Genomic DNA, 23591 nt, shown 5'->3' on the forward strand with positions numbered 1-23591 from the left:
CTCACTCAACGAAGACCCCAATCACAGTAAAGTACAGTAGAAAATTCATTCATTGAGTTCGCACCAGTTGGGCCCCGCGCAACACCAGAGGGTCGGGCTGAATTCCAAGTTTCTTCAGGGTTGAAACATTGATCATTCTGGAACCACGATAGTTCTGAGTGACGGGAAGCTGGTCCAGGGGTACTCCACGCATGGCCTTCAATAGCATGTCACCGGCCTGTCTGACTTCTTCTTCAATATTGCTGACCACACCGCTGAGGGCTCCCGCCTCGATGATAAATGAAAAGACAGAAAAAGTCGGTTTGTCAAAAGCATCCACCGCAGCAGCGATGGCATCGCTGCCCTTGACCTGATGACCATTTTCATCGTTCAGCCCACTCAATGAAATCAGGAACAGAACATCCGCCCGGTTATGTAGATCCTTAGCGGTCGAGACCGCCTCGGACAATGTCAGTGGCGTCTCAAAGGCGACCATATGTTTGGCCACTTCCGGATGTTCGCGGACAATCTGCGCATAAAACAGGTCGGCCAGTGGGTTATCGGCGGTCATTACTGCAAAAGAATTCAGCGATCCAGCCAATTGACGACTTAAGGCAAGGCTTTCCTCAAGGAAAAGCTGGCTATGGACACCAGAGACATTGGTCGCGGGATAACCGTAGAAATCCGGCGCCTCATTGACGCCGCAGAACATAACCGGAGTCGCAACACGATTTTTCAGATAAGGAACCACAAAATTAGCTTGAGCTGAATCATCAACGGCAATCACACCGTCCGGTTGCAGTCGGCGATACAGCGCAAAGGCTTCAGCAGCCTCGGTTTGCAACAGTTCCGGAGCGGTAATTGTGTGGAGATAAAAATAATGGAGATCGCAAGAGGAGCCCAGGGTTTGCTCAAGTTCGGAGAGGATCTTGTGGGTCCATGGAAATTCAGCACCATAGCTTAAAACAACCAGAACCTTAAACTTGTCCGGGGGTGATTGACAGCTGGCGGCTCCCGTCCACAGCAAACAGTTCAAAAGGAGAAAGAAACCGACACGTCTTAAAATCGCCATTCAATAATACCTTGCAAGGCTTAACCCATACGGGAAGTTTATTAATATTTGCTAAATATAACACAACACCGTAAAGGCTTTGAAGACCTTATCGCTTGCGGAGCGCACAATTAATAAGCGGGCGCCCCGACTACACAACAGGCTGTGCCGAATAGCAGATACAATATCCCGAAAGTTTGGCAAAGGCAGGCAAGCATAACGCTATTGTATTGTGTGTCGGGTCCCCATTTCTCTCAACGCTTTCAGCTCAACTGTGCTCGCGTGATTTGAGGAAGCGAACTCCCTCCCACTGCTCCATGGTGTGCCCGAGACGCCACTCACTGGCGGCCAGATAGGCCAGATGCCCTTCGGCATCATGGGCCAGTTGACCCTGATTTTTCTTTTGAAATTCTTCGAACAGCTTGCGGTCGTCACACTCCACCCAGCGCGCGGTGGTATAATCGACTCCTTCGTAAACAGCCGCAACATTGTATTCCGCCTTGAGCCGTTCCATGGTGACGTCGAACTGCAGCACCCCCACGGCACCAAGAATGAATTCCGCTCCGGTCACCGGCTTGAAAACCTGCACCGCCCCTTCTTCGGCCAATTGCACCAGCCCTTTCTGCAGCTGTTTCGACTTCAACGGATCCTTCAACCGGACCCGGCGGAAATGCTCTGGAGCAAAGTTGGGAATCCCGGTGAACTTGAGCGGCTCCTTGTCGCTGAAGGTATCACCGATCTTGATGGTGCCGTGATTGTGCAGGCCGATGATATCTCCCGGGAAGGCTTCTTCGACATGAGCCCGATCCTGGGCCATGAAGATGGTGGCGTTGGCCAGGGTCACATCCTTGCCGATTCGATGATGTCTGACTTTCATCCCGCGGGTGAACTTGCCGGAACAGATCCGCAGAAAAGCGATCCGGTCACGGTGGGCCGGGTCCATATTGGCCTGAATTTTAAAGACGAATCCGGAAAATTGCTCTTCTTCAGGGCTGACCAGTCGCTCCTGGGTTTGCCGGGCGCCCGGTGCAGGAGCCAGTTCGACAAAAGCGTCGAGCATCTCCTGAACCCCGAAATTATTGATGGCGCTGCCGAAGAACACCGGGGTTTGGCTGGCACACAGGTAATCATCCAGATTGAAGGGATTGGCGGCACCTTCCAGCAGGTCGATATCCTCGCGCAGTTCAGCGGCCTGGCTGCCGAGTATTTCATCCAGTTTAGGGTCATTCAAATCGGCTATTTTGACGGTTTCGGTGGCCCGAGCGTCAGCCCCCGGCCGGAACAGATTCAGTTCCTTGCGATAGAGGTTGTAAACTCCCCTGAAGCGTTTCCCCATGCCGATGGGCCAGGACAACGGGGCGCATTCAATCTGCAGTTTCTCCTCGATATCGGCCAGGATATCCAGGGGGGAAAGACCTTCCCGGTCGAGCTTGTTGATGAAAGTGAGCACCGGGGTGTTGCGCATCCGGCAGACTTCCATCAATTTCTCGGTCTGCGGCTCAACCCCTTTGGCGCTGTCAATCACCATCAGGGCGCTGTCCACGGCGGTCAGCACCCGGTAAGTATCTTCGGAAAAATCCTGGTGGCCCGGGGTGTCGAGAAGATTGACTTCAAAATTACGGTAATCGAACTTCATCACTGAAGACGATACCGAGATCCCCCGCTCTTTCTCGATGCTCATCCAGTCGCTGGTCGCGTGTCGGTTGGACTTGCGTGCTTTGACGGTTCCTGCCATCTGAATCGCCCCGCCGAACAGCAGCAGTTTTTCGGTCAAGGTGGTTTTACCGGCATCTGGGTGACTGATGATACCGAAAGTTCGCCGCTTGGCGATCTGTTTCTGCAGCTCTTTACTCACGTTTTTTTCCTTCATTGCTTAGTCATATTTTTTGCGCCGGTCGGAAAACCCAAAGACCGTTTCCCCCACCAAGCCAGCCGCGTACTATAGCGTAATTCAGTCTCTTTAGGAAAGAGCGTTTTCAGAATCTGGCAACCGGAACACGAACTTCTTGACCCGCGCTGGCGATACTTTTATTCTGCGCTGTTGAATTGTTTGTTGCTTTCTATTTAAAAGGAGACCCCATGGCTGTTTATGAAGTGAACCACCCCCTGGTTAAACATAAACTGGGGCTGATGCGTCAACAGGACATCAGCACCAAAGACTTCCGCGAACTGGCTTCAGAGGTGGCACGCCTGCTGACCTATGAGGCGACCAAAGACCTGGAAACCGAACCGGAAACCATTATCGGCTGGAATGGCCCGGTCGAAGTGGAACGGATTAAAGGCAAAAAGATCACCGTGGTGCCAATCCTGCGCGCCGGTTTAGGGATGATGGACGGGGTTCTCGACCTGATCCCCAGTGCCAGGGTCAGTGTGGTCGGGCTGTACCGTAACGAAGAGACCCTCGAACCGGTCGCTTATTTCCAGAAATTGACCAGCAGCATGGATGACCGGACCGCCCTCATCCTCGACCCGATGCTGGCCACCGGCGGATCACTGCTGGCCTGCATCGAGATGCTCAAAAAAGCCGGCTGCACCAGTATCCGCGGACTGTTCCTGGTCGCGGTTCCGGAGGGGCTTGCAAAGATCGAGAAGGCCCATCCCGATGTCGATATTTACGTTGCATCCATTGACGAACGTCTGAACGAAAACGGCTATATCCTCCCGGGTCTCGGCGATGCCGGAGACAAAATTTTCGGGACCAAATAGGCAACCCATCGACCCTAGCGAAAAGGACTCGCCAATGAATCAATCCCCAGCCCCGACCGATTATATTTTTCGGTTGAAAGACTGCCTGCTCGGCGCCCAGATGCTGTTTGTCGCTTTTGGTGCCCTGGTGCTGGTCCCCTTGTTGACCGGACTCAACGCCAATGTTGCATTGTTCACCGCCGGCGCGGGCACCCTGCTGTTCCAAGTCATCACCCGCGGCAAAGTGCCGGTTTTTCTGGCCTCCAGCTTCGCCTTCATCGCCCCGATCATCTATGGAGTCGGCCAATGGGGGGTCGCCGGAACCATGTGCGGTCTGGTCGCCGCCGGGCTGCTCTACGCGATCCTGAGTCTGATCGTCCGTATTTTCGGCTCGGGGATTCTGCATCGCCTGCTGCCGCCCATCGTCACCGGCCCGGTCATCATGGTCATCGGCCTGGTGCTGGCCCCGGTTGCCATCCATATGGCTTCCGGCCGAACCGGCGACGGTTCCGCCTGGCTGGTTCCCCAGACAACCGCTTACATCATTGCCGGAGCTGCCCTGCTGGTGACCATCCTGGTCTCCTTGCTGGGGCGCGGCATGTTCAAACTGATTCCGATTCTGTGTGGCATTGCGGCCGGATACGGGACCTCTCTGATTCTTGATTTCAGCGGATTTACCGCCTCAACCCAGGTGGCCTTCGATCCCGGCACCCTGCAGAACTGGACGGCCCCGGCGCTGATCTCCATGCAGAAAGTCGCCCAGGCGCCCTGGTTCGCCATGCCGGACTTCACCTTCCCAACCTGGAATCTTGAAGCCATCCTGTTCATTGTCCCGGTCGCCATTGCCCCGGCTATCGAACACTTCGGCGACGTCATCGCCATCGGCGGAATTACCGGCAAGGACTATGTCGATGATCCAGGTATTCAAAACACCCTGCTTGGCGACGGTCTGGCCACCAGTCTGGCCGGCCTCCTCGGCGGACCGCCCAACACCACCTACTCGGAAGTCTCCGGGGCGGTCGCGCTGACCCGTTCCTTTAACCCGGCGATCATGACCTGGGCTGCTATTTCCGCAATTTTGCTGGCCTTTATCGGCAAACTCGGCGGTTTTCTCAATACCATCCCGGTCCCGGTCATGGGCGGCATCATGGTGCTCCTGTTCGGCGCCATCGCGGTTATCGGCATCAACACCCTGGTCCAGGCCGGCACCGATCTGATGCAGCCGCGCAACTTGGCCGTCGTCGCCATTATTCTGGTCTTCGGCATCGGCGGAATGAGTTTTGATCTGGCCGTGGTCAAACTGGGCGGCATCGGTCTCGCCGGCGTGGTCGGGGTCATCCTTAACCTGGTCCTGCCCCAGCAGGTCCAATCCTGAACAACTTGCCTCGGAACCTGCTTCCGATTCAGTTTAAAAAAGAAAAGCGCCCGTGTCTTGGTAACGACACGGGCGCTTTTTTTCATTGCGTCCAAGGCTGTTTCAGAACTGCGCCTAGTTCAGCCATTGCGCAAATAACGGCGTTCAGGGCGCCCCACTACACCGTAAATAAGATCGGCCTTAAGGGACCCTTCGGTGACCAGGTATTCCAGGTAACGGCGGGCGGTGGAGCGGCTGATGCCGACCTCCTTGCCGACCTCTTCGGCATTCAGATCAGCGACACCCGGAACCTCAAAAACCTTGCGCACCTTGCTCAGGGTCAACGGATCAATCCCCTTCGGAATGTCGCCGCGCACCGTCTCCGGCGGCAGCTGTGCCCGTAACAGGCGGTCGACATCTTTCTGTTCCAGGGTCCCGCCCGACAGCAATTGGAGAAAGTATTTGCGGAAGTTCTCCATTGCCTCCTGAAATCGCGGCAGATGCACGGGTTTGACAATATAGTCAAACACCCCGCCGCGCAAAGCTTCTTGCAGGGAACCGATTTCCCGGGCCGCAGTGATCAGGATGACATCACAGGGCTGCTCCCCGGCACGCACCTGGCGCAACAGGTCCATGCCGTTGCCTTCAGGGAAGAACAGGTCCAACAGGATCAGGTCGGGCTGCAGGATTTCAATCATGTCCCGGGCATCGGCAATCCGATTGGCGATGCCGATCACTTCAAAAGCGGGCAGTTTCTGAACAAAGCGCTGATGGAGTTCGGAAATCCGTTCGTCATCCTCGACAATCAATACACGAATCGCGTTCTCAGTCATGCTTCACACCCTGTTGTTTGGGGATAATGACCGTAAACAAAGCCCCGCCGAGTTCCCCTTCGGCAAAAGTCACCTGCCCGGCCAGGTCACTGACCGCGCGCTTCACCAGGGCCAGACCGGTCCCCCGCCCCCGCCCCTGCTTGGTGGTGACACCCTTGTCAAAAATGGACCCGGCCAAGTCCTCATCGACTCCGGGCCCGGAATCTTCAACCTCGATGACCAGATCCGGTCCCAGATCAGTCAGGTACAGCCGCACCAGCCGCTTGCCAGGCTGCTCCCGCACGGCTTCAAAGGCATTATCGAGCAGGTTGCCGATGACCGTCACCAGCCGTTCCCGATCCAGTTCGGCAGGCAGGTCGGCCAGGGAATTCTGCGGATCGAATTCGAGTTCGACCTTCAATTCACAGGCCCGATTGTACTTGCCCAGAATCACTCCGGCAACCACCGGATCCGGCACTGACTCGGCCAGATTGCGCACCAGTTCCTGGTAACCGCTCGCTTCGTTGATCACCAGGTCAAGGGCTTCCGGATAAGCCTCCAGCTGCAGCAGCCCGGCAATGGTGTGCATCTTGTTGGAATATTCATGGGTCTGCGCGCGTAGCAGTTCAGAATACTCCTGCATGTGGGAGAGTTCCCTGGCCAGCCGGTCCAATTCGTCTTTGGGACGGAAGCTGACCACCACCCCGGCCGCCGGGTAATCCAGGGGCAGGACATTGACCAGCATGATCCGCTCGGCCATCACCAATTCCCGGTCGAGCACCCGTTCCCCGGTGCTCAGCACCTTGACCAGGTCGGAGCCGGGGCAGACCTCGGCGAGCAGCTTGCCGCGCATCGGCGCCTTGAACTGTTCACCGAGATACTTGTGCGCGGCGGCATTGACGTAGGTCAGCACTCCCTTGCCATCCAGGGCGATGATCCCTTCCCGAATCGCCCCGATAATGGCATTACGTTCATGGAACAGGGCGCCGATTTCATGGATCTCTAGCCCCATGATAGCGGCCTTGAGCCCGCCAGCGATGAGTGTTGCGCCGATAATCCCGAAGGCCAGGACAATCGCCACATAGCCGAGAATTTGATGCTGCTTGGTGTGGATCTGGGCATCGATACGGCTGAACAGATAGCCGACCGCGACAAAACCGATAATCTTGTGCTCCCCGTCGAAGACCGGGGCGATCCCACGCAGGGAGGGACCAAGGGTGCCGACCGCGGCCGAACTGTAGGACTTCCCCTCGGTCAGGGCCGGCCCCAGATCGCCACCGACAAAGTGTCTGCCGATTTTATCAGGATCGGGGTGGGAAAAACGGATCCCGTTGCGGTCGCCGATGACGATATATTCGGCGGCTGTTTCCTGGCGCAGGGTTTCGGCGAAATGCTGCAGTTCAGCGGAATTTCGCGCCAGGATGCCGTAACGGACCAAGGGATTCAAAGCCACGGAGTGGGCGACCTCAAGGGCTTTTTGGCCGATCTGCTCACGCAGCAGGTTTTCGGAAAAATCGGAAAATATTGCCCCGATCAAGCTCACCAGAACGATCAGCAAGGTGGTGACCAGCAGACTCAGCTTCACCTGCAGCCGCCGGGGCAGGAACCGATCAATTAACAGATAAAAAGAATTCATAGGCAATGCTGCACCTGTTCACCTGGGTTTGCCGCGGTTCATGGCAGCCGCAGCCGGGTTAACGTGCCAACGGCAGCGAGTTCTGCTGCCGCGGCCCGGAGTCCGGCTCGGGCCGGGCAGTAGAGCAGATGGCTGACACAGGCGCAATCACTGGCACCGAAACCGGGACAGGGGAGTGAAAAACCGGGCAACTGTTCCAGCAAGTTGCTCCACAGGTGTTCCCTGGCCGCATGTTTCTCCAGCCAGATCAACCGCAGGGACGCTTTTACTTTGAAATAATCGATATGCCAGTGCGGCCGGTCGGCAACCCGCAGATGATGTCCGAGGCGCGCTTTCAGTCCGCCGGGACCGTAGGCACTCCCACAGTAACCGTACCAGCCCCGTTTAAACTCGAGGACGCCGAGCCGCCCTATCGCAATTGTCTGGCGCCGGGCGAGAAAGAACCACAACAGATAACTGCCGGCAACCGGCGGCAGGCGCTCTTCAAGCATGTCCGGCAAGCAGATCTTCGATACGCTGGCGGGATTGTTGCGGCGTCTCATGGCGAAAGCCCTGCCAGCCACAGGCCAGTGCTCCGGCGACATTCACCTCTTTGTCGTCCACGAACAGAGTGTTGGCCGGGTTCAGACCGAACCGGGTCTCCGCGGTGCGGTATATTTCGGCCGCCGGCTTCATCAGCCCGACCTGGTAAGAGGCGAACAGATCGTGGCAGATTTCATCGAGCCGGTAAACCCGGCGCAGGTGCTGCCAATGCAGGCCACTGGTATTGGAGAGCAGGAATACCCCGCACCTGTTTTTCAACTCCCTGGCCAGGTCAAGCATCGGGGTAATCGGAGTAAACAGATCGTTCCAGGCCGCGGTCACTGCTGTGGCCGGAAGCGGCCGGAGCAAAAGGCCGTTAAGCCGGGAAATAAAATCAGCGTCGCTGAATTTGCCCTGCTCATAGCCGATCAGATCGACCCGCCGGGCAAAATCTTCTTCATTTTCGATTCCAGCGCCGTGTTGGTTCAGCAACCGGAACAACCGCTCATAATCATAATCGATCAACACCTTGCCGACATCGAAAACAATATCCAGATCGCTCACGAACATATCCTTTGTCTTGCGGCCGTTTCCAAGCGGTCAAGCAGGTTCAGCGGAAATCCCCTCCAACTCCCCTTTAGCAAAGGGGAGGGTACAATTTTTTCAGGTGAGAAGAGGCCTCCCCCTTTGCCAAAGGGGGACCGAGGGGGATTTCAGTCCTCTTGCGGTCCTCCTGCAGAGCCGGTTATCTGATGCGCCGGCATTCCAGGTAAAAACGCTTTTCATCTGCTTCGCCCATGGAAAAGGTTTTCCGCGGCAGAGCTCCATCGTGCACGATGGTCTTGAACAAGTCGCTTTTGGCAAGCGCTGGCAGGTAGAAGCCGACACAACCGATTTTGTTGCCCAGATCGGTCACGCTCTTTTCGCCGTGAATATAGTCGATACGCGTGCCCGGGTGGTTATCAAGGTAATGGTCGAGGAACGCCTGCAGCGTGGCGACGGCCAGAGTGAATTCCGGCTTTTCCACCGTGCAGACACCAAACCTTCCGCCCAGAATCACCGCAAATGAATGCGTGAGAGTACTGTTCTCTGCCGCGATCTCTTGTGCTTCGGCAAGATCCGTGCACACTTCGAAGCTGAACGGTGTGTTGCGGGCCGCGAAAAACGCCTCCATCTGCTGCTTGATGTGAACACAGTTGACATTAAACAGGACCCGGTGGATCGCTTCAAATTCGAGCCCCGGATCATGGACATTGACCAGTTCCACCAGGGCGTAACGGGCCGGGTGATCCATGACCTGACGGGGGTCGTCGGCTTCTTCTTTCAATTTTTCCCAGATCGCCTTCGCCGTGGCGAAGGAATGATTACCGTCGCCCATGGCGTAAAGCATGACCTCGCCATCAGTTGCGTATTTTTCACGGTACGCGGCCGGGTCGGCCAGTTGCTCCAGCGCCTCGGCCACCTGCCGGATCAACTCCGGCTGATCCACCCGGTAGCCCCTGAGGTGGCCGCCGTTCTCCAGCAGATCGAAATCGTAAAGGGTGTCGAGATTCTCGTCAGCCAACGGCTCGATCACCATGCGCTGCGGATCGTCGATCAAGACCATGATGTGCGGCAACTCGATTGGAGCGTTCTCGCGCACCCGGATCCGCGGCGGCAGACGGTCAAGAATGGTGCCTTCCGTGGCCCGGATCAGGCTGTCGGCACCTTTGCGATAATCGTAGCATTCCAGGTCCAGGGCCACGATCAGTCCCTTGCGTGAGGGGACTTCAGCGGTTTTGCGATCGACCAGGACAAATCCGGGCGGCTGCTCTTCCAGGCTGCCGTCGGCCAGGTATTGCTCCATGGTTCGGTTGATTGCGGCAATCCGCTGTTCAGCGTCCTGATCTTCCAGATAGACTTCGGGAAAGATCAGCTTGAGGGTCGAGGGCCGCTCCGCGACCTGTTCCGCCAGGCGCAGCCAGTAGCTCCGGTCCGAGGTATATTGATCACAGGCGATCACCGCCCAGCTCTGCATGTCGATCCCCTTGCCGGGCAGCAGGATTTTCGGCACCTGCAGGCCGATATCAGCAAAACTCATTTTGGTGTCCTTGCACGTTATCTCGTTATCATCCGGAAACGGCCCTTTTCCGCCGTGGCGGTGTTAATCTGTGGGCTTATTTGTGCGGCGTAAAGAACGACGCCTCCGCATAAGCCCTTGATTTCCTTGCCACAACGAAAAATTTCTCGTTCCCAATCTAAAAACTTATGCGTTGGCATCCGGAAACTCCGGATGCCAACTATCTATAAAACAGAATTGAAGTCGCTTGATGCGGGCTATCATTGGTATCATGTTTTGCCCCGCTTGAGAACCGTATCTCTGCTTCTTAAGTTTAAAAAGCCCCTATTTTAATAGACTTGACATCACTCCGGCGATTTTCTATAAGCAGGATCACAATTGAATTGTTTCATGGTGCCGCAAGGCCTGTTCGTATTGAAGCGAACAGATGGGAAGAGGGGTGAAATTCCCCCACGGACCCGCCGCTGTAATTGAGCCTCGTCAGACGATATGCCACTGGTCAACCACTGGGAAGGCCGCCTGACTCTTCGCCGGCTGTTTGCCGTCGAAACCTCGTAAGCCAGAAGACCTGCCGTGAAACAGGGTGACCTGCAAACTGCCAGATGACGTTGCAGGAAACCATTGACTTTCATCTCCCCGGGTATGGGAGCTCGAACTCGCGCGGTTACAAATACGGAATCTCCCGCACCTGTTCAAGGTAGCGGGTTTTTTTGTGCCCGTTCCAAGCTTCCGGGGGACAACAGGAGGAACCAAACGATGCGTAACACCTTACTGGCCTTATTCTCCCTGCTCCTGGTCGCCGGGCCGCTGCAGGCCGCTCCTCTGCTGCTCGACCCGGTGGTGGTGACCGCCACCCGCACCGCCACCCCCTTAAGCCAGCTGGGCAGCTCCGTGACCGTGATCACCGCTGACGAGATCGAGGCGAAGCAGCAGACCCAAGTGCTGGATGTCCTGCGCGATATTCCCGGCGTCAATATCGTCCAGACCGGCAACAAGGGGGGTACGGTCTCCATCTATCTACGCGGCACTGATACCAAGCACACCCTGGTCATGATCGATGGGGTCGAATTTCGGGATATCGCCGGATTCGGCGGCGCCGACATCGCCAATCTGAGTACCAACGATATCGAACGGATTGAAGTCGTGCGCGGCGCGCAGAGCGTCCTCTACGGCTCCGATGCCATCGGCGGGGTGATCAATATCATCACCAAACAAGGAACCAAACCGCCGAGCGGCTACGCCTCTGTTGAAGGCGGCTCCTATCGAACCTTCACCGAGAAGGCCGGCTTTTCCGTCGGCAGCGACACCACCTCGGCCGCCCTGTACCTGTCCAGGACCGATACCGACGGCTTTTCCACGGCCAATGAAAAAGACGGCAATTCCGAAGCGGACGGCTATGACAACACCTCGGCGTCCTTTCGCCTCGGCATCACCCCCAGCCAAGCGGTGCAATGGAATATCATCCTGCGCTCCACCGAAGCCAGCTACGACTACGATTCTTCGGCCTATGACCTGGCCACGGGCGGCTATATCCCGGTTGATGGCGACAACGTGCAGGACGTCGATGAAAAAATGGCTCGCGTCGAAGGCACCTTCTCGTTCCTGAATGAGCGCTGGAAAACCACGGTCGGCAGCGCTATTTCCAGTACCAAGCGCAACTACGACGAAGAATATGTCGATTCGGAATACAACGGCACCCTGACCAAATTCGACCTGCAGAACACCTTTCGGGTCAATGCCATGCATACGCTGATCTTTGGCGCCGAGACCGAAAACGAGCGCTTCGATTACTATTACGATGCCTCTGCAGATCCCGCTTACCCCTACACCGACGCCGCGGACGGCCATTCTCGGACCAACGCCGTCTATGTGCAGGAGCAATTGACCGCCGGGGCATTTTCGACCGCCCTCGGGGTGCGTTATGACCATCACGCCGAGTTCGGCGGCCAGACCACCTGGCGGGTGGCGCCGACTTACCGCATTGCCGCCACCAAGACCCGCCTGAAGGGCTCAGTGGGAACCGGCTTCAAAGCCCCAACCCTGTTCCAGCTCTATTCAACTTACGGCAACAAAGACCTGGACGCAGAAAAAAGTTTCGGTTGGGATGCCGGGCTGGAACAGAGCTTTTTCGACAGCAGCCTGATCATCGACATCGCCTATTTTTATAACGATATTGACGATTACATTGATTACAACGATCTCACCTTCACCTACGGAAACATTGCTAAACTCAAGGCCCGCGGCATCGAGTCGAGCCTGGAGTGGCTGCCTTGTGAGTACTTCGACATGAAAATCGGCTATACCTATACCGATACACAGGATGCCGACGGCAAACGGATCGACCGCCGCCCTCTGCACAAAGCCAGCATCGACATCAATCTCCACCCCGTCGACAAAGTCATGGTGAATCTCAACACCATTTATACCAGCACGCGCGAGGACGGCGCCGAAACCCTGGCAGCCTACACCCTGGTCAATCTGGCCGCATCCTATCAATACCGGCCCGACCTGAAACTGTTTGCCCGAGTTGACAACCTGTTCGATGAAGATTATGAAGAGGTTGCCGGTTACGGTACGGCAGGACTTTCCGCTTACGCGGGGGTCAAACTCGACTTCTGATCCGTTAATCAGCACAGCCCGGAGGACAACAGTCCTCCGGGCCTTGGGACATCAGCTATGCATCAAATCTTGTTGACCTTCTGCCTGTTGCTCATCGTGACCGCCAGCCCCTTGAGGGCAGCAACCGTTGTCGATGCCGTCGGTCGCCAGGTCAAGGTCCCGGACTCGCCCGCGCGCATCGTCTCCCTGGTTCCCAGCGTCACGGAAATCCTCTTTGCCATTCAGGCGGACCGGCAAATTGTCGCGGTCACCGATTACTGCACCTACCCGCCGCAAGCAGCCTTGCTGCCCAGTGTCGGCAGCTACGCCGATCCCAGCCTGGAAAACATTCTCAGTTATCAGCCGGACCTGGTCATCGCCAGCGCGGCCATGAACAGCCCGGCCCTGATTGCCCAGCTGGACAACCTGGGGATTGCAACCTTTGTGATCGAGACCCATTCCGTCGCCCAGACCCTGATCACCATCCGCAGCATCGGCCGCCTGACCGGTCACCAAACCCAGGCTGACACCCTGGCCGCGGATATCGATCAGCGCATCCAGGCGATCAGGCAGCAGGTTCCGCGGGACCATTCGCCGACCATCCTGCCCTGCATCGTGTTGCAACCGTTGACCGTGGCGGGACCGGATACCTTCATCAACGATCTAATCGAAATCGCCGGTGCTCGCAATGTCGTTCCTGCAGGCCCGGCCCGTTATCCGACCTGGAATTTTGAAGCCCTGCTGCTGGCCAACCCGGATTTCATCCTGCTCTCCCCCCACCCGGGGCAGCCGGACAGCAGCCGCTTCTTTGCCCCCTGGACCCAACTCAAGGCGGTCACCGAACAGCATATCGTCAAGATCAATGCCGACTGGCTCTATCGCCCGGGCCCGCGCATGATCCTGGGGATCGAAGCCCTGGCGAAAACCCTTCACCCGGAGATGAAGATCGATGCGCCGACCGACTGATCGCACCGGCTTGCTCTGGATTATCGGCCTGCTGCTGGTGCCGCTGGGCGCTATCGCCATGTCACTGAGCGCCGGCAGTATGGATATGTCCTGGGCGCAGCTGTTCCACCTGCTCCAGCAGGGGCCGGGGTCCTCGGTCGGTCAGGCTGTGCTTTGGAAAATCCGCATCCCGCGCACCTTACTGGCCGGGCTGGTCGGTGCCGCGTTGAGCCTGTCCGGGGTCACCTTTCAGGCGGTGCTGCGCAATCCGCTGGCCGACCCTTACCTGCTCGGGGTGTCGGGTGGTGCGGCACTGGGCGCGGTCGCCGCCCTGACCATCGGCATCAACTCCGCTCTGCTGGTCTCTCTGGCCGCTTTCGGCGGTGCCTTAACGGCGCTGGCCATCGTTTACCTGGTGGCCAGGGCCCATACCTGCTCGTCCCACACCCTGATTCTGTCCGGGGTCATGGTCGGCAGTGTGGCCGCAGCCCTGCTGCTGTTCCTGCTCTGGCGGGCACCAACCGAAGCGACCCGCCAAGCCATCTTCTGGCTGGCCGGCAACCTGTCCCTGGCCGATCCCGGTTGGCTGGGCTGGGGCTGGCTCTGGGTGCTGATCTGTTTCATCCTGCTCTGGAGTCAGGCGGTCAATCTGGACCTGCTCACCCAGGGGGAAGAAACCGCCGCTGATCTGGGCCTGGCGGTCGGACGGACCCGCCTGATTCTGTTCGCCCTGGCCGGGGCACTGACCGCCTGCGCCGTGGCCCTGGCCGGGCTGGTCGGTTTTGTCGGCCTGGTGGTCCCCCACATCTGCCGCCTGCTCTGGGGGCCGGCCCACCGCCTGCTGCTCCCACTTGCCGCCCTGTTCGGCGCCTGCTTCCTGATGGTCGCCGACGCCATTGCCCGCAGCCTCTATGCGCCCGCGGAAATGCCGGTCGGGGTCGTGACCGCCCTGCTCGGGGCACCGTTCTTCCTGCTTCTGCTTCGGCGGCGAGGCGGCCTATGATCACCGTCAAAAACCTGAGCTTCAGTTTCGGTCACCGGCAGCTGTTCAGCGGGCTCGATTTTACTGTCCAACGCGGCGAACTGATCTCCATTCTCGGCCCCAACGGCTGCGGTAAATCGACCCTGCTCCGGTTGCTGCGCGGCAGCCTGCCGCCCGTTTCCGGCGAGATCTGCTGGCACGGTGTGTCCTGCCGCCAGATCGGCCCCAGGGAGATGTCGCGGCGCGTCGCGGTGGTCCCGCAATCGACGCGAATCGATTTCCCCTACCGGGTGCGGGACATGGTGGCGATGGGTCGCTATCCTCATCGTCGGTCGCTGCTGAGTTTCAGCAGTACCGCCGACCGCGAAGCAATCCGCCATGCCCTGGTGGTCACCGACATTCTCGCCCTGGCCGACCGTCCGGTCACCGAACTCAGCGGCGGTGAGTTGCAACGCGTCCTGTTTGCCCGAGCCCTGGCCCAGCAGGCCGAGGTGCTGTTCCTGGACGAAGCGACCAGTCACCTCGATATCGATCACCGCCTGGAGCTGAGCGAATTACTGATCCGCCTTAACCGCGAACAAGGGGTCACAATTGTCCAGATCAGTCACGACCTCGACCTGGCCGCAGCCGTCTCCGGGCGCATCCTGCTCCTCAGCGAACACGGGGAGATCTTCGGCTTCGACACTCCGGCGCGAATCATCACCCCGGAAAACCTGCAGCGGGCGTTCCGGGTGGAAGTTCGGATCGCCGAAAACCCTCTGACAGGTGCCCCCCAGGTGCTCCCTTTACTCAACACGGCGGCAGTCCAGCTTGGCGGCCTGAAAGCCCATTTATTCTGCGGCGGAGGCAGCGGCAAAAGTCTGCTGCGCAAACTCCATCTGGCCAAAGCCACGGTATCGACCGGCCCCTTGAATCAGGGCGACTCCGATGAAGAAGTCGCTACCGCACTGGACAGTGCCGTTGTTTACGAAGTGCCTTTCCAACCCTTTTCCAACCAAGCCGTCACCGCCACCCGGCAATCCCTTGCCCAGGTGGATGTCATTATTATCGCCACAATCTGGTGGGGAAACGGCAACCTCCCCTGCCTCGACCTCGCCGCCGAAGCCCTGCAGCAAGGCACCCCGGTTTATTTATTGAATCCGACGAGAAAGCAGGATTTTACAGCAGGCAAAGCCTGGGAAAAGCTACAGGCGTTGCAACAGGCGGGAGCCGTGGTTGTGCCCAACGAGGAACAGTTGATGAGCAGGTTGGCGGGATGGATGAAAGCTTCTTCTCAATCATAAATTGACGTTTATAAAGTCTGACTCTAATAAAAGCTTACTTACTGCAAACTGGTTTTTGATGAGCACGATAAGTTAGCAATTTTTTGGTTCGGTTAAGCCCTTCCTCAATGGAAAATTTATCTGAATCCTGACAATAAATTGGGAGATAATTTATCGTATGTCAGTTCCATCCATTTAGAATCCAGGATAGAACGGCAAACACTGGAAGTGAGGATTGGATATGATCCTTAACCGAATCGCCCATCAATTAGAAACGGAGCAATACAAAAATTTCCTTATTGATTGTCGCTTGTCAAATTGCTGAAAAAAATTTTAATCTCATCCGCCAACAAATGAGGTTGTTCCATTGCAGCAAAATGTCCGCCTGTCTCCAGCTCTGTCCAACGTTGTATATTGAAACCCTTTTCAATATACGACCGCGGTGGGGTAGGTAATTCTTTCGGGAATTTTGCAAACGCGACTGGTACCTCAACAAAATCGTTTGCACCAAAGACTAGTGGCATCTGACTGTTTTCGTTATAAATACGAATGGACGAATGAATCGTCTGTGTAATCCAATAAAGTGTCACATTTGCAAGCAATTCATCTTTTGAGAACGTATTCTCGATATGACCGTTACTGTCGCTCCAACTATTAAACTTTTCTATTATCCATGCACACAATCCAATGGGTGAGTCATTAAGACCATAGGATAATGTCATTGGTTTTGAGCTATGCTGTTGCGCATAAGCGCCCTCTGTAGAGGACCAGTGACTTGCATATTGCTGATATTGCAGCACTTCTTCTGGCAACTTTTCATCTTGCCCAAGGAACGGCCTATACGAATCAGAAATGTAGTTGAGGTGCAGCCCGACTACGTTTTCCGGGTGCTTTAGCGAAAGCCAGGTACTGATACCCGCACCGATGTCTCCGCCCTGTGCCCCATATTTTGCATAACCCAATTTATTCATCAGTTTATGCCATAGCTCTGCAACAAAGGCACTGTTACAGCCGCGCTGGGTACCTTTATCGGAAAAACCAAATCCGATTACAGAGGGAATGACTAAATCAAAAGAAATACTATCATCGCTGGCAAGTAAAGGGATGAGCTTCATCATTTCCAAGAAAGAGCCTGGCCAACCATGGGTAATTATTAACGGTAGAGAGTTATCTCTTTTACTTTTGATGTGCAGGAAATGAACCTTATAGCCATCAATATCCATAATAAAGTTTGGATATGAATTGACTTCCTCCTCCACTTTCCGCCAGTCGAAAGTATGGCACCAATAATCAGCGATCTCTTTCATATATAAAAGATTAGCCCCATACGTCCATCCTGAATCTGTTATTTCATCAGGCCAACGAGTATTTTTGACGCGATCTATTAAGTCGTCGAGTATTCGCTGTGGTGTATTGAGAAAAAAAGGCTGGACCATGGCATGCGCTCCTCTCTGTGTGTGGAAATATTTCTACCTCCTTTCTACACCTGACATAGAGGTTCCTCACACAGTTGACTATACTCTCTAACAGTTCTTGTGCATCATGCCCTTTCGGATGCCCCTTGTTCGCGCCGCATAAGATCCAGTGCATTTTTCAATCGGTCGGCCAAATCCTGATCGTGGCGTGACAGCGCCCCCTCGATTCCCAAACGGGCTTTTTCAATAAAATTGATGCGCGTCGTGTCGGTAGCCATCTCTGCTGGCTGCGGCCCTGCCGCTACCGCGACCTTCATTGTCATCCCCAAGAAGGGTGAACTTTCATCTAAGGACATTTTGCCGCTGCGAATTTGGTTGTTCATCCAATCGAACAGGCCCTGGCGTGTCATGCTGGTGAAATCTACCTGTTTGCCGGTGGCGTTTTCGGCACTGACAGCAGCCAGTTTGGCCGCAAACGACGTTGCCTTGGCACTTGCCGCGGTGGGGGGTTGTGCGCGCTGGCTGGCATAAGGATGCGTGGTCTCTGTACTGATCTTCATAGAATTCGTCTCCCGGCTCCTAAGCCCATACAGAAATCACCTGATACTCATCGGCAATAACTTCACATAAATAAAAGAAAATTTCACAATATCTCTCAAAGGCCGCGCTCAGCGTGATGTTTTTTCCACCAGAAAGCCAATATAGGAAAAAAAACGCCTGCTGCTTGCCCTTCAGTATTCCCACTTTTGATACTCTTCATGTTCATATTTCATTGTTTCATACAACCAAACCATGCGGTCCAAGTACCAACTTTTTCCAAGGTAGGCCAACGCAGTGCCAAGGATTGCACCCCAAACGGAATAGTAGACAATGGCCCAAATCGCCAGCGCCATACCGATGGAAGAAATTGTATTGAGAATGCCAATCAAGGGGGTTTTATGAATCTCTGGAATGTCAACCTGATCTCTATTGAGATAAACTCTCTCGCCCAATACAGATTTTGAGGCCCAATTCTTAGTGGATTTAGGCTTATTGAAAAACACAGGATTAAAAAACATCCAGAGAATGGACACGATTCCTGGGACTAAACACCACCAGCCGATCCAAACGCGACTCCAAAATCCGATCACAATCAAGGGAAGGACGGAATATCTTGTCCAGACACTCCACGGATTGGAATGTTTCATCCAATTCTCGTCGGTCAAACGGAAGGCCTTTGCTACTGTTCGTTCTAGAGTCATACGGTCTCTCTCTCGCTGGATGTGTGAAAACAGCTGACCGTGCGAAGAAACATTTCCGGGTCATCATGAAAGGCAACATGTTCTGCAAAGGGAATATTCACAAGACGCACTTTCTTCCCCAAGCCACGAAGCCTCTCCATACTTTCGAGTGAAGTCAGGGGATCCTTTTCACCACGGATGGCCAGTATTTCATTGTCTATTTGCTTCATCAGTGCTCCTGGGTGGCCAGCACTGCTCAAATCCGTCCACATCGCTACAACAGCCTTGGAAAATTCGTCGAAGTCAGGCTCTGGATTAAGACGCATATAACTTTCATAGCTCAAAGGAAACGCTTGCTTCCAGATATCTCCGCGCATGCCGGAAAGCATGGCCCATGCCGGGTCATTTTTACTCATCTCCCACCTTGCCCCGACGGTGATTATGTTACCAAGCCTTGGATCCTTTCTAGTGGCATAGCGGTAGGAGGTGATGCCACCATCACTGAATCCGAAGAGATTGAATGCCGAAAGTTCAAGGGAATCGATGATCTGTGCGAGATCATCCGCCAGCAGCTGATAGGAAAGTTTTGCCGCCCCCAGGCTCGATTTTCCGTGTCCGCGACTGTCTATACCGATAAGTTTGAATTTGTGCGTCAAAGCCGGAGCAATTGTATTGAAGTCTTCAATAGTTCCAAAGCCGCCATGCAGCATGATCAATAATGGCAGCTCCGGATTTCCTTTTTCCTCAACGTATATTTGGGCAGCGCCGCAAGACACGTAGCGACCGGATGTATGGTCAAACATATTTTCAGTGGTCATCTGACGATAGTCCTCTCCTGAGACAGTCATGCTGGAATCAGCGCAGAAAATCATCTTTGCTGTATTCAGGATCCGGATAGGTATAAAAACCCTGCCCGGACTTAACGCCCAGTTTCCCCTGTTTTACATAGTGCTGGAAAAAACCGATCCCTGGCAACCGGAGCGGGTTTTTCCTGGCGCGAACTTTTGTCACCTCAAGGGCCGTGTCGAGGCCGATAGCGTCAAGCATACCGAACGGACCAATCGGCATGCCGGTATTTCCCATCCACGCCCGGTCAACATCTTCAGCGTCTACCACCCCCCTGATAACCAGCTCAACGGACTTGTCCATGATCGCATTGAGAATATTGTTATACACATAGGCGCTATGTTCCTTGTGAAGGACCAGAGGGATCAGCCCGATGGCCTTGGTAAAATCGGACAGCAGAAGAGGAATATCATGGTCGGTCTGATTGTGCGGCATGATATCCACAATATTGGCGCCACGCATGGGCGCATGAAAATGGTAGGCGCAGAACCGGTGTCGCAACCGCATCTTTTTGCTGAACTTTGACGGCAGCAGATCTGACGTATTGGAGCAGATGACCATGCGTTCGTTGTCGAAATAATCTTCAATCCAGGCCAGCACGGTCCGCTTAATGTTCATGTTCTCCGTGACCGATTCGATGATTAAATCAGGATTTTTCGAAAGCGCCCGTCTGTCAGAACGATAAAAAACCGCATTGTTGCCGCTATACGGCTCAATGACGTTTTGTGCGCCCCTCAGTTGTTCTTGTGAGTTGTCGTACAACTCGACATAAAATCCATGCATTGCTATCTGCGCGGCGATCTGTCTCCCCATGGTTCCAGCGCCAACGATGAGTATTTTGTGGAAAGTCATTTTCTTCTTTGCCTATTGAAAGATCCCATATAGAAACTGGTGCACGGTGCGGTCAATCAGGCTTTGGTTTAATTCAGCGTAGCCATTGAGGGCTATGCCGATATAGGTATTGGTCATGCCCAGAAAAGTTGCGGCATAGGCCTGATGTTGCCCTTCCATCTTTTTGTTTTGCCCTGTGGCAGCGACAAAAACCTTTTCCAAAAATTCCTGCTGCCTGAGGCTAAAACCCAGGGCGGCATCAAATGCCTCGCTGTGTGCCGGGGCAAACCACAGGGACAGCTGCAAGCGGTAAAACTCCGGATTTTTCCCGGCAAAATCAAAATATGCCGAAACAACCCGGCTAAGTCGTTCCTGCAAGTTCCCGTCTATTGCGGTCGCTTCTTCAAGAAGCTGAAACAGATCGCTGAATCGGGATTCCAGCAAAGCCAACAATAAGCCTTTTTTACTGCCGAAATAATGATACAGGGTGGGCTTGGTGACTTCCGCCGCGGCCACAATACGCTGCACCCCGACCGCGTCATATCCGTGCTGGGCAAATAGTTCAAGAGCGACTGATAGTATTTTGGTTTGATTATTCATAGTTCCCGTATTTCAGTGAGCAGATGATTTCTTTGTACTATACCGACCGGTAAGTATAGTGTCAAGAACGATCTGTCCGTCGTCAAAATCCAAAAAGGGGGCGGATATCTGGAATGGGCACTCGTTTAAGAGTCGATAGCAGCAAAACCGGGACTGTCCCCGCACGGGGGCTGTCCCAGGTCTTTGCGGTGCGAACCGCGACAGTTTCATGGCTCGCAAACTCTTGGGACAGCCCCCGATGACCCTGGGGACAGTCCCGAGTTTACTGCGAAGTTGCTTAACCTAGCGTCATTTCAGTGTATTCCTAATATTCCCGGCCAGATCAGTCCTTGCGTGGGCCGCAACCTCAGCAGCGGCCCACAGCGACCGTGCTTGTTCAGTAGCTGCTTACTCTGTCACTGATTTGAGACAATATTCACTCAGATCAAGCGCAGGCAGGATGTTATCCGGCAGACTTTCGAAATAATCCAGCAGTGGGACATAGTAAAGGATGGAAGTATCCTCATACACGGTTGAGTCAGCTTCTCTCACGGTGGCAAAGGTCAGGTAGTTATCCTTGCCCTGCGCGGTGAACGAGTTGGTTGCCACGGTGTAAACGGTATCGGCGGCAATATCTGACCAGACCCCGCTGGTTCTGTCCTGAACTTCGACATTGGTGATGACATGGGTCTCGTCGCCGCTGAGATTGACATCGTAGCGCAGCCCCGAAGCGTAGGGGAAGGCGCCGGTCGAACCGGAATTGAGCGAGTAGTAGGCACCTTCGTTCAACACCTTGACGATATCCGAGCCTTTCATCTTGATCATGACAACCGTATTGGAAAACGGTAGAACCTCGATCAGCTGCCCCAGGGTGATATCCCCTTCAAGCAGATTGGCCCTGACCCCACCAGCGTTCTGAATCGCCACATCGATGGCAATGTTGGTTCTTTTGAAGGCATCGGCAACAACCTGCCCGGCATAACTTCCCGTCGGGGTTTCCCCGGCGGCAAACGCGGTGGGAATCCTGGTATTGCTCATCGTTTCAGAGACTGATCCCACCACCTCGGTCTGGGTGGCGATCATCTCATCCCGGTAAGGTTCAAGGATGGCTTCGATGGTCGGATTGACATCCGCTACCCGCAAGATCGGCGACGCATCCACCGCGGTGAGAATTTCGCTTTTCACCGTATCAGACACCTCGACATAGGCGTTGTTGGCATCTTTTTGCTGAAAAGTATCGCCGATCGGAATAACGATATTACCGTTGATGTTTTCAACGATACCCTCTGCAGAAAAGGCGACATCGAGGATTCCGACGGCACGGGCATAGCTCCAGGCAGTCACAACATAGACCGGGTCCCCTTCAGGTCCGGTCACCAGCGTCGGATACGAACCTATCGTATCGAGTTCAGCAATGCCGTCATGGGTGTATCCTGCAAAGGGCCCGGTCTGGTCGTTGGCATAGACTCTGCTGAGACCGATCTGTTCAAGTTCGCTTTCATTGCCGATGAGGGAGTGAGTATCGCCGCCGACGATAATATCCAGACCGGGAACATTTTGAGCAAAAACGATATCGTTGTAATAGCCGACATGGCTGACCAGAACAATCTTATTGACGCCCTGCGCTTCAAGCTCGGCGACAGCCTGGTTGGCAGCGGTGATCTCTTCGGTAAAGGTGACATCATCAGAGACCAGTGAAGAATTCTTGGTCTTCTCGACCTTCAGAACCCCGATGATACCGATCTTCTCGCCATCGATATTTTTGATGACATAAGGTTTTATGTCGTCTTTGACCGCATAGAGCGGGCTAGCCGGTTCAGGGGTCATATTTGAGGAAAGGATCGGAAAATTGGCCATGCCAATGAGCTCGGCAAGCCTGCCGTCGCCTTCATCGAATTCATGGTTGCCAAGCGTGTAACCATCCAGATGAAGCTCGTTGAAGATTTTGAAATCCGGCTCACCTTTAAACAAAGAGAAGTACAGTGTGCCGCTCAGTTCGCCGCTGTTGACAACGATACTGTGATCGTTGCGTTCTTCCTCAATAACGGTGGAGAGCCGCGAAAAGCCGCCCATATCCACCCGAGTCGCCACATTATTGATAGTCAGATCGTAGCTTGAGCTGTCCAGGTATGAGTGATGGTCATTGGTGTGAATAACCCGCAGGTCAACGGCGTGGTGTGACTCATCATTATTATCATCATTGTTGTCACCACATCCGGCCAGGCCGGTCAACCCAACCAAAAGCAGTAAAGACAGAAGAAAACCTTTCCACTTTGAAAAATACATGTTCATTTTACCTCCGAATATTTCCAGTGACAAATAGCAACAGGTGATCAGTTAATTTTGGTCAATTTTTTTACCGTTCTTCAGGCCTTAAAATCACTGCCGTAAACGACCCCAAGGACACGGGTTATCCAGGGGATAGGCTCAGCTATAAATTCATACGTGCCTCCTCTTCCAGCAAGTTGTCACAAAAGTCCACTCAGGAACTTTGACGCGCCCTGCCAGCTTTCCATTAGCGTGGAGCAGTCATTCTTTACTGTTCCATATTGAGCAAGCAGAACTCAGCAGAGGTTTCCGCATGGAGCAAAAAACGGGGAAAGAGAATCAACATTGAGGATGCATTTCTGTAACATTCAGGTTAGTGACAGATTAGATAATGACTTTAATATGATGAAGAAGAGGGCGTGAAGCAGGCATGATTGCCAGCGGATAGGGAAGGAAGAAGTCACGGGATCACAGCTGCGGGGTTCTCAAAACCCAGCACGACCGCATCCCCGGCAGAAAGCTTGCGAGACCATAAGCCGGCCTTTTA

21 protein-coding genes and 1 riboswitch are annotated in these 23591 nt (G+C 54.7%); of the genes, 6 read left to right on the plus strand and 15 right to left on the minus strand.

The genetic code is table 11. From position 1 onward, the window contains the following. Positions 1–49: 49 nt before the first annotated feature. Both N909_RS0104160 and N909_RS0104165 read right to left on the minus strand, forming a co-directional pair. Positions 50–1051, minus strand: coding sequence for an ABC transporter substrate-binding protein (locus N909_RS0104160; protein WP_029911831.1), 1002 nt, complete (start codon positions 1049–1051; stop codon positions 50–52). Positions 1052–1298: 247 nt separating this feature from the next. Further along, the gene (locus tag N909_RS0104165; protein WP_029911834.1) at positions 1299–2885 is read right to left on the minus strand and encodes a peptide chain release factor 3; all 1587 of its coding nucleotides are present in this window, start codon (positions 2883–2885) and stop codon (positions 1299–1301) included. A 224-nt stretch (positions 2886–3109) separates the two neighbouring features. Here N909_RS0104165 and upp point away from each other — a divergent pair, with 224 nt between their 5' ends. Then, positions 3110–3736 (plus strand): uracil phosphoribosyltransferase, encoded by a 627-nt coding sequence (gene upp / locus N909_RS0104170; RefSeq protein WP_029911837.1) that lies wholly within the window; start codon positions 3110–3112, stop codon positions 3734–3736. A 34-nt stretch (positions 3737–3770) separates the two neighbouring features. Further along, positions 3771–5090: a uracil-xanthine permease family protein gene (locus N909_RS0104175; protein WP_029911839.1), complete on the plus strand. Its 1320-nt coding sequence runs from the start codon at positions 3771–3773 to the stop codon at positions 5088–5090. Between the two features lie 119 nt (positions 5091–5209). On the opposite strand, the gene N909_RS0104180 is transcribed toward N909_RS0104175, so the two are convergent. The 5 genes from N909_RS0104180 to N909_RS0104200 all read right to left on the minus strand — a co-directional run bounded on the left by N909_RS0104180 (position 5210) and on the right by N909_RS0104200 (position 10119). After that, complete coding sequence (locus tag N909_RS0104180; protein WP_029911842.1) at positions 5210–5902, minus strand: response regulator; 693 nt, start codon at positions 5900–5902, stop codon at positions 5210–5212. Continuing rightward, on the minus strand, positions 5895–7517 hold the full coding sequence (locus N909_RS0104185; RefSeq protein WP_051689510.1) for an ATP-binding protein: 1623 nt from the start codon (positions 7515–7517) through the stop codon (positions 5895–5897). Before N909_RS0104185 ends, N909_RS0104180 begins: the two co-directional genes overlap by 8 nt. Before the next feature lie 38 nt (positions 7518–7555). Then, complete coding sequence (locus N909_RS23610) at positions 7556–8008, minus strand: GIY-YIG nuclease family protein (RefSeq protein WP_051689511.1); 453 nt, start codon at positions 8006–8008, stop codon at positions 7556–7558. Next, positions 8001–8603 carry an HAD family hydrolase gene (locus tag N909_RS0104195; RefSeq protein ID WP_029911851.1) on the minus strand — a complete coding sequence of 201 codons (603 nt, stop codon included), beginning with the start codon at positions 8601–8603 and terminating at the stop codon, positions 8001–8003. Before N909_RS0104195 ends, N909_RS23610 begins: the two co-directional genes overlap by 8 nt. A gap of 181 nt (positions 8604–8784) precedes the next feature. Then, on the minus strand, positions 8785–10119 hold the full coding sequence (locus N909_RS0104200; RefSeq protein WP_029911854.1) for a DUF1015 domain-containing protein: 1335 nt from the start codon (positions 10117–10119) through the stop codon (positions 8785–8787). 353 nt (positions 10120–10472) lie between these two features. Next, positions 10473–10688: riboswitch (cobalamin riboswitch) on the plus strand. Between the two features lie 166 nt (positions 10689–10854). Here N909_RS0104200 and N909_RS0104210 point away from each other — a divergent pair. From N909_RS0104210 to N909_RS0104225, 4 genes are read left to right on the plus strand one after another with little or no spacing between them, the layout of a single operon-like run. Beyond that, positions 10855–12717, plus strand: a complete 1863-nt coding sequence (locus N909_RS0104210; protein ID WP_029911857.1) for a TonB-dependent receptor plug domain-containing protein — start codon at positions 10855–10857, stop codon at positions 12715–12717. Between the two features lie 57 nt (positions 12718–12774). After that, positions 12775–13662: an ABC transporter substrate-binding protein gene (locus tag N909_RS0104215; RefSeq protein WP_029911860.1), complete on the plus strand. Its 888-nt coding sequence runs from the start codon at positions 12775–12777 to the stop codon at positions 13660–13662. Beyond that, entirely contained in the window at positions 13646–14644 is a 999-nt protein-coding gene (locus tag N909_RS0104220; protein ID WP_029911863.1) for a FecCD family ABC transporter permease, read from the plus strand. Before N909_RS0104215 ends, N909_RS0104220 begins: the two co-directional genes overlap by 17 nt. Further along, positions 14641–15906 carry an ABC transporter ATP-binding protein gene (locus tag N909_RS0104225; protein ID WP_029911865.1) on the plus strand — a complete coding sequence of 422 codons (1266 nt, stop codon included), beginning with the start codon at positions 14641–14643 and terminating at the stop codon, positions 15904–15906. The genes N909_RS0104220 and N909_RS0104225 overlap by 4 nt, the downstream gene beginning before the upstream one ends. Positions 15907–16181: 275 nt before the next feature. On the opposite strand, the gene N909_RS0104230 is transcribed toward N909_RS0104225, so the two are convergent. The 8 genes from N909_RS0104230 to N909_RS0104265 form a co-directional block, all read right to left on the minus strand. Continuing rightward, complete coding sequence (locus N909_RS0104230; RefSeq protein ID WP_029911867.1) at positions 16182–17321, minus strand: epoxide hydrolase family protein; 1140 nt, start codon at positions 17319–17321, stop codon at positions 16182–16184. A 104-nt stretch (positions 17322–17425) separates the two neighbouring features. After that, the gene (locus N909_RS0104235) at positions 17426–17860 is read right to left on the minus strand and encodes a hypothetical protein (RefSeq protein ID WP_029911869.1); all 435 of its coding nucleotides are present in this window, start codon (positions 17858–17860) and stop codon (positions 17426–17428) included. A 19-nt stretch (positions 17861–17879) separates the two neighbouring features. Further along, positions 17880–18044 (minus strand): hypothetical protein, encoded by a 165-nt coding sequence (locus N909_RS25560; RefSeq protein ID WP_155005863.1) that lies wholly within the window; start codon positions 18042–18044, stop codon positions 17880–17882. Further along, on the minus strand, positions 18032–18541 hold the full coding sequence (locus tag N909_RS0104245; protein ID WP_029911871.1) for a DUF6653 family protein: 510 nt from the start codon (positions 18539–18541) through the stop codon (positions 18032–18034). The genes N909_RS25560 and N909_RS0104245 overlap by 13 nt, the downstream gene beginning before the upstream one ends. Further along, a complete protein-coding gene (locus N909_RS0104250) occupies positions 18538–19338 on the minus strand; it encodes an alpha/beta fold hydrolase (protein ID WP_051689512.1) in 801 nt (266 codons plus the stop codon). Before N909_RS0104250 ends, N909_RS0104245 begins: the two co-directional genes overlap by 4 nt. Before the next feature lie 37 nt (positions 19339–19375). After that, entirely contained in the window at positions 19376–20218 is an 843-nt protein-coding gene (locus N909_RS0104255; RefSeq protein ID WP_084167451.1) for a 3-hydroxyacyl-CoA dehydrogenase NAD-binding domain-containing protein, read from the minus strand. A 12-nt stretch (positions 20219–20230) separates the two neighbouring features. Next, entirely contained in the window at positions 20231–20797 is a 567-nt protein-coding gene (locus tag N909_RS0104260) for a TetR/AcrR family transcriptional regulator (protein WP_029911878.1), read from the minus strand. 387 nt (positions 20798–21184) lie between these two features. Then, positions 21185–23068 (minus strand): 5'-nucleotidase C-terminal domain-containing protein, encoded by a 1884-nt coding sequence (locus N909_RS0104265; RefSeq protein ID WP_051689513.1) that lies wholly within the window; start codon positions 23066–23068, stop codon positions 21185–21187. Between the last annotated feature and the right edge of the window lie 523 nt (positions 23069–23591).

This window comes from Pelobacter seleniigenes DSM 18267 (genome assembly GCF_000711225.1).
GTDB lineage: Bacteria > Desulfobacterota > Desulfuromonadia > Desulfuromonadales > Geopsychrobacteraceae > Seleniibacterium > Seleniibacterium seleniigenes.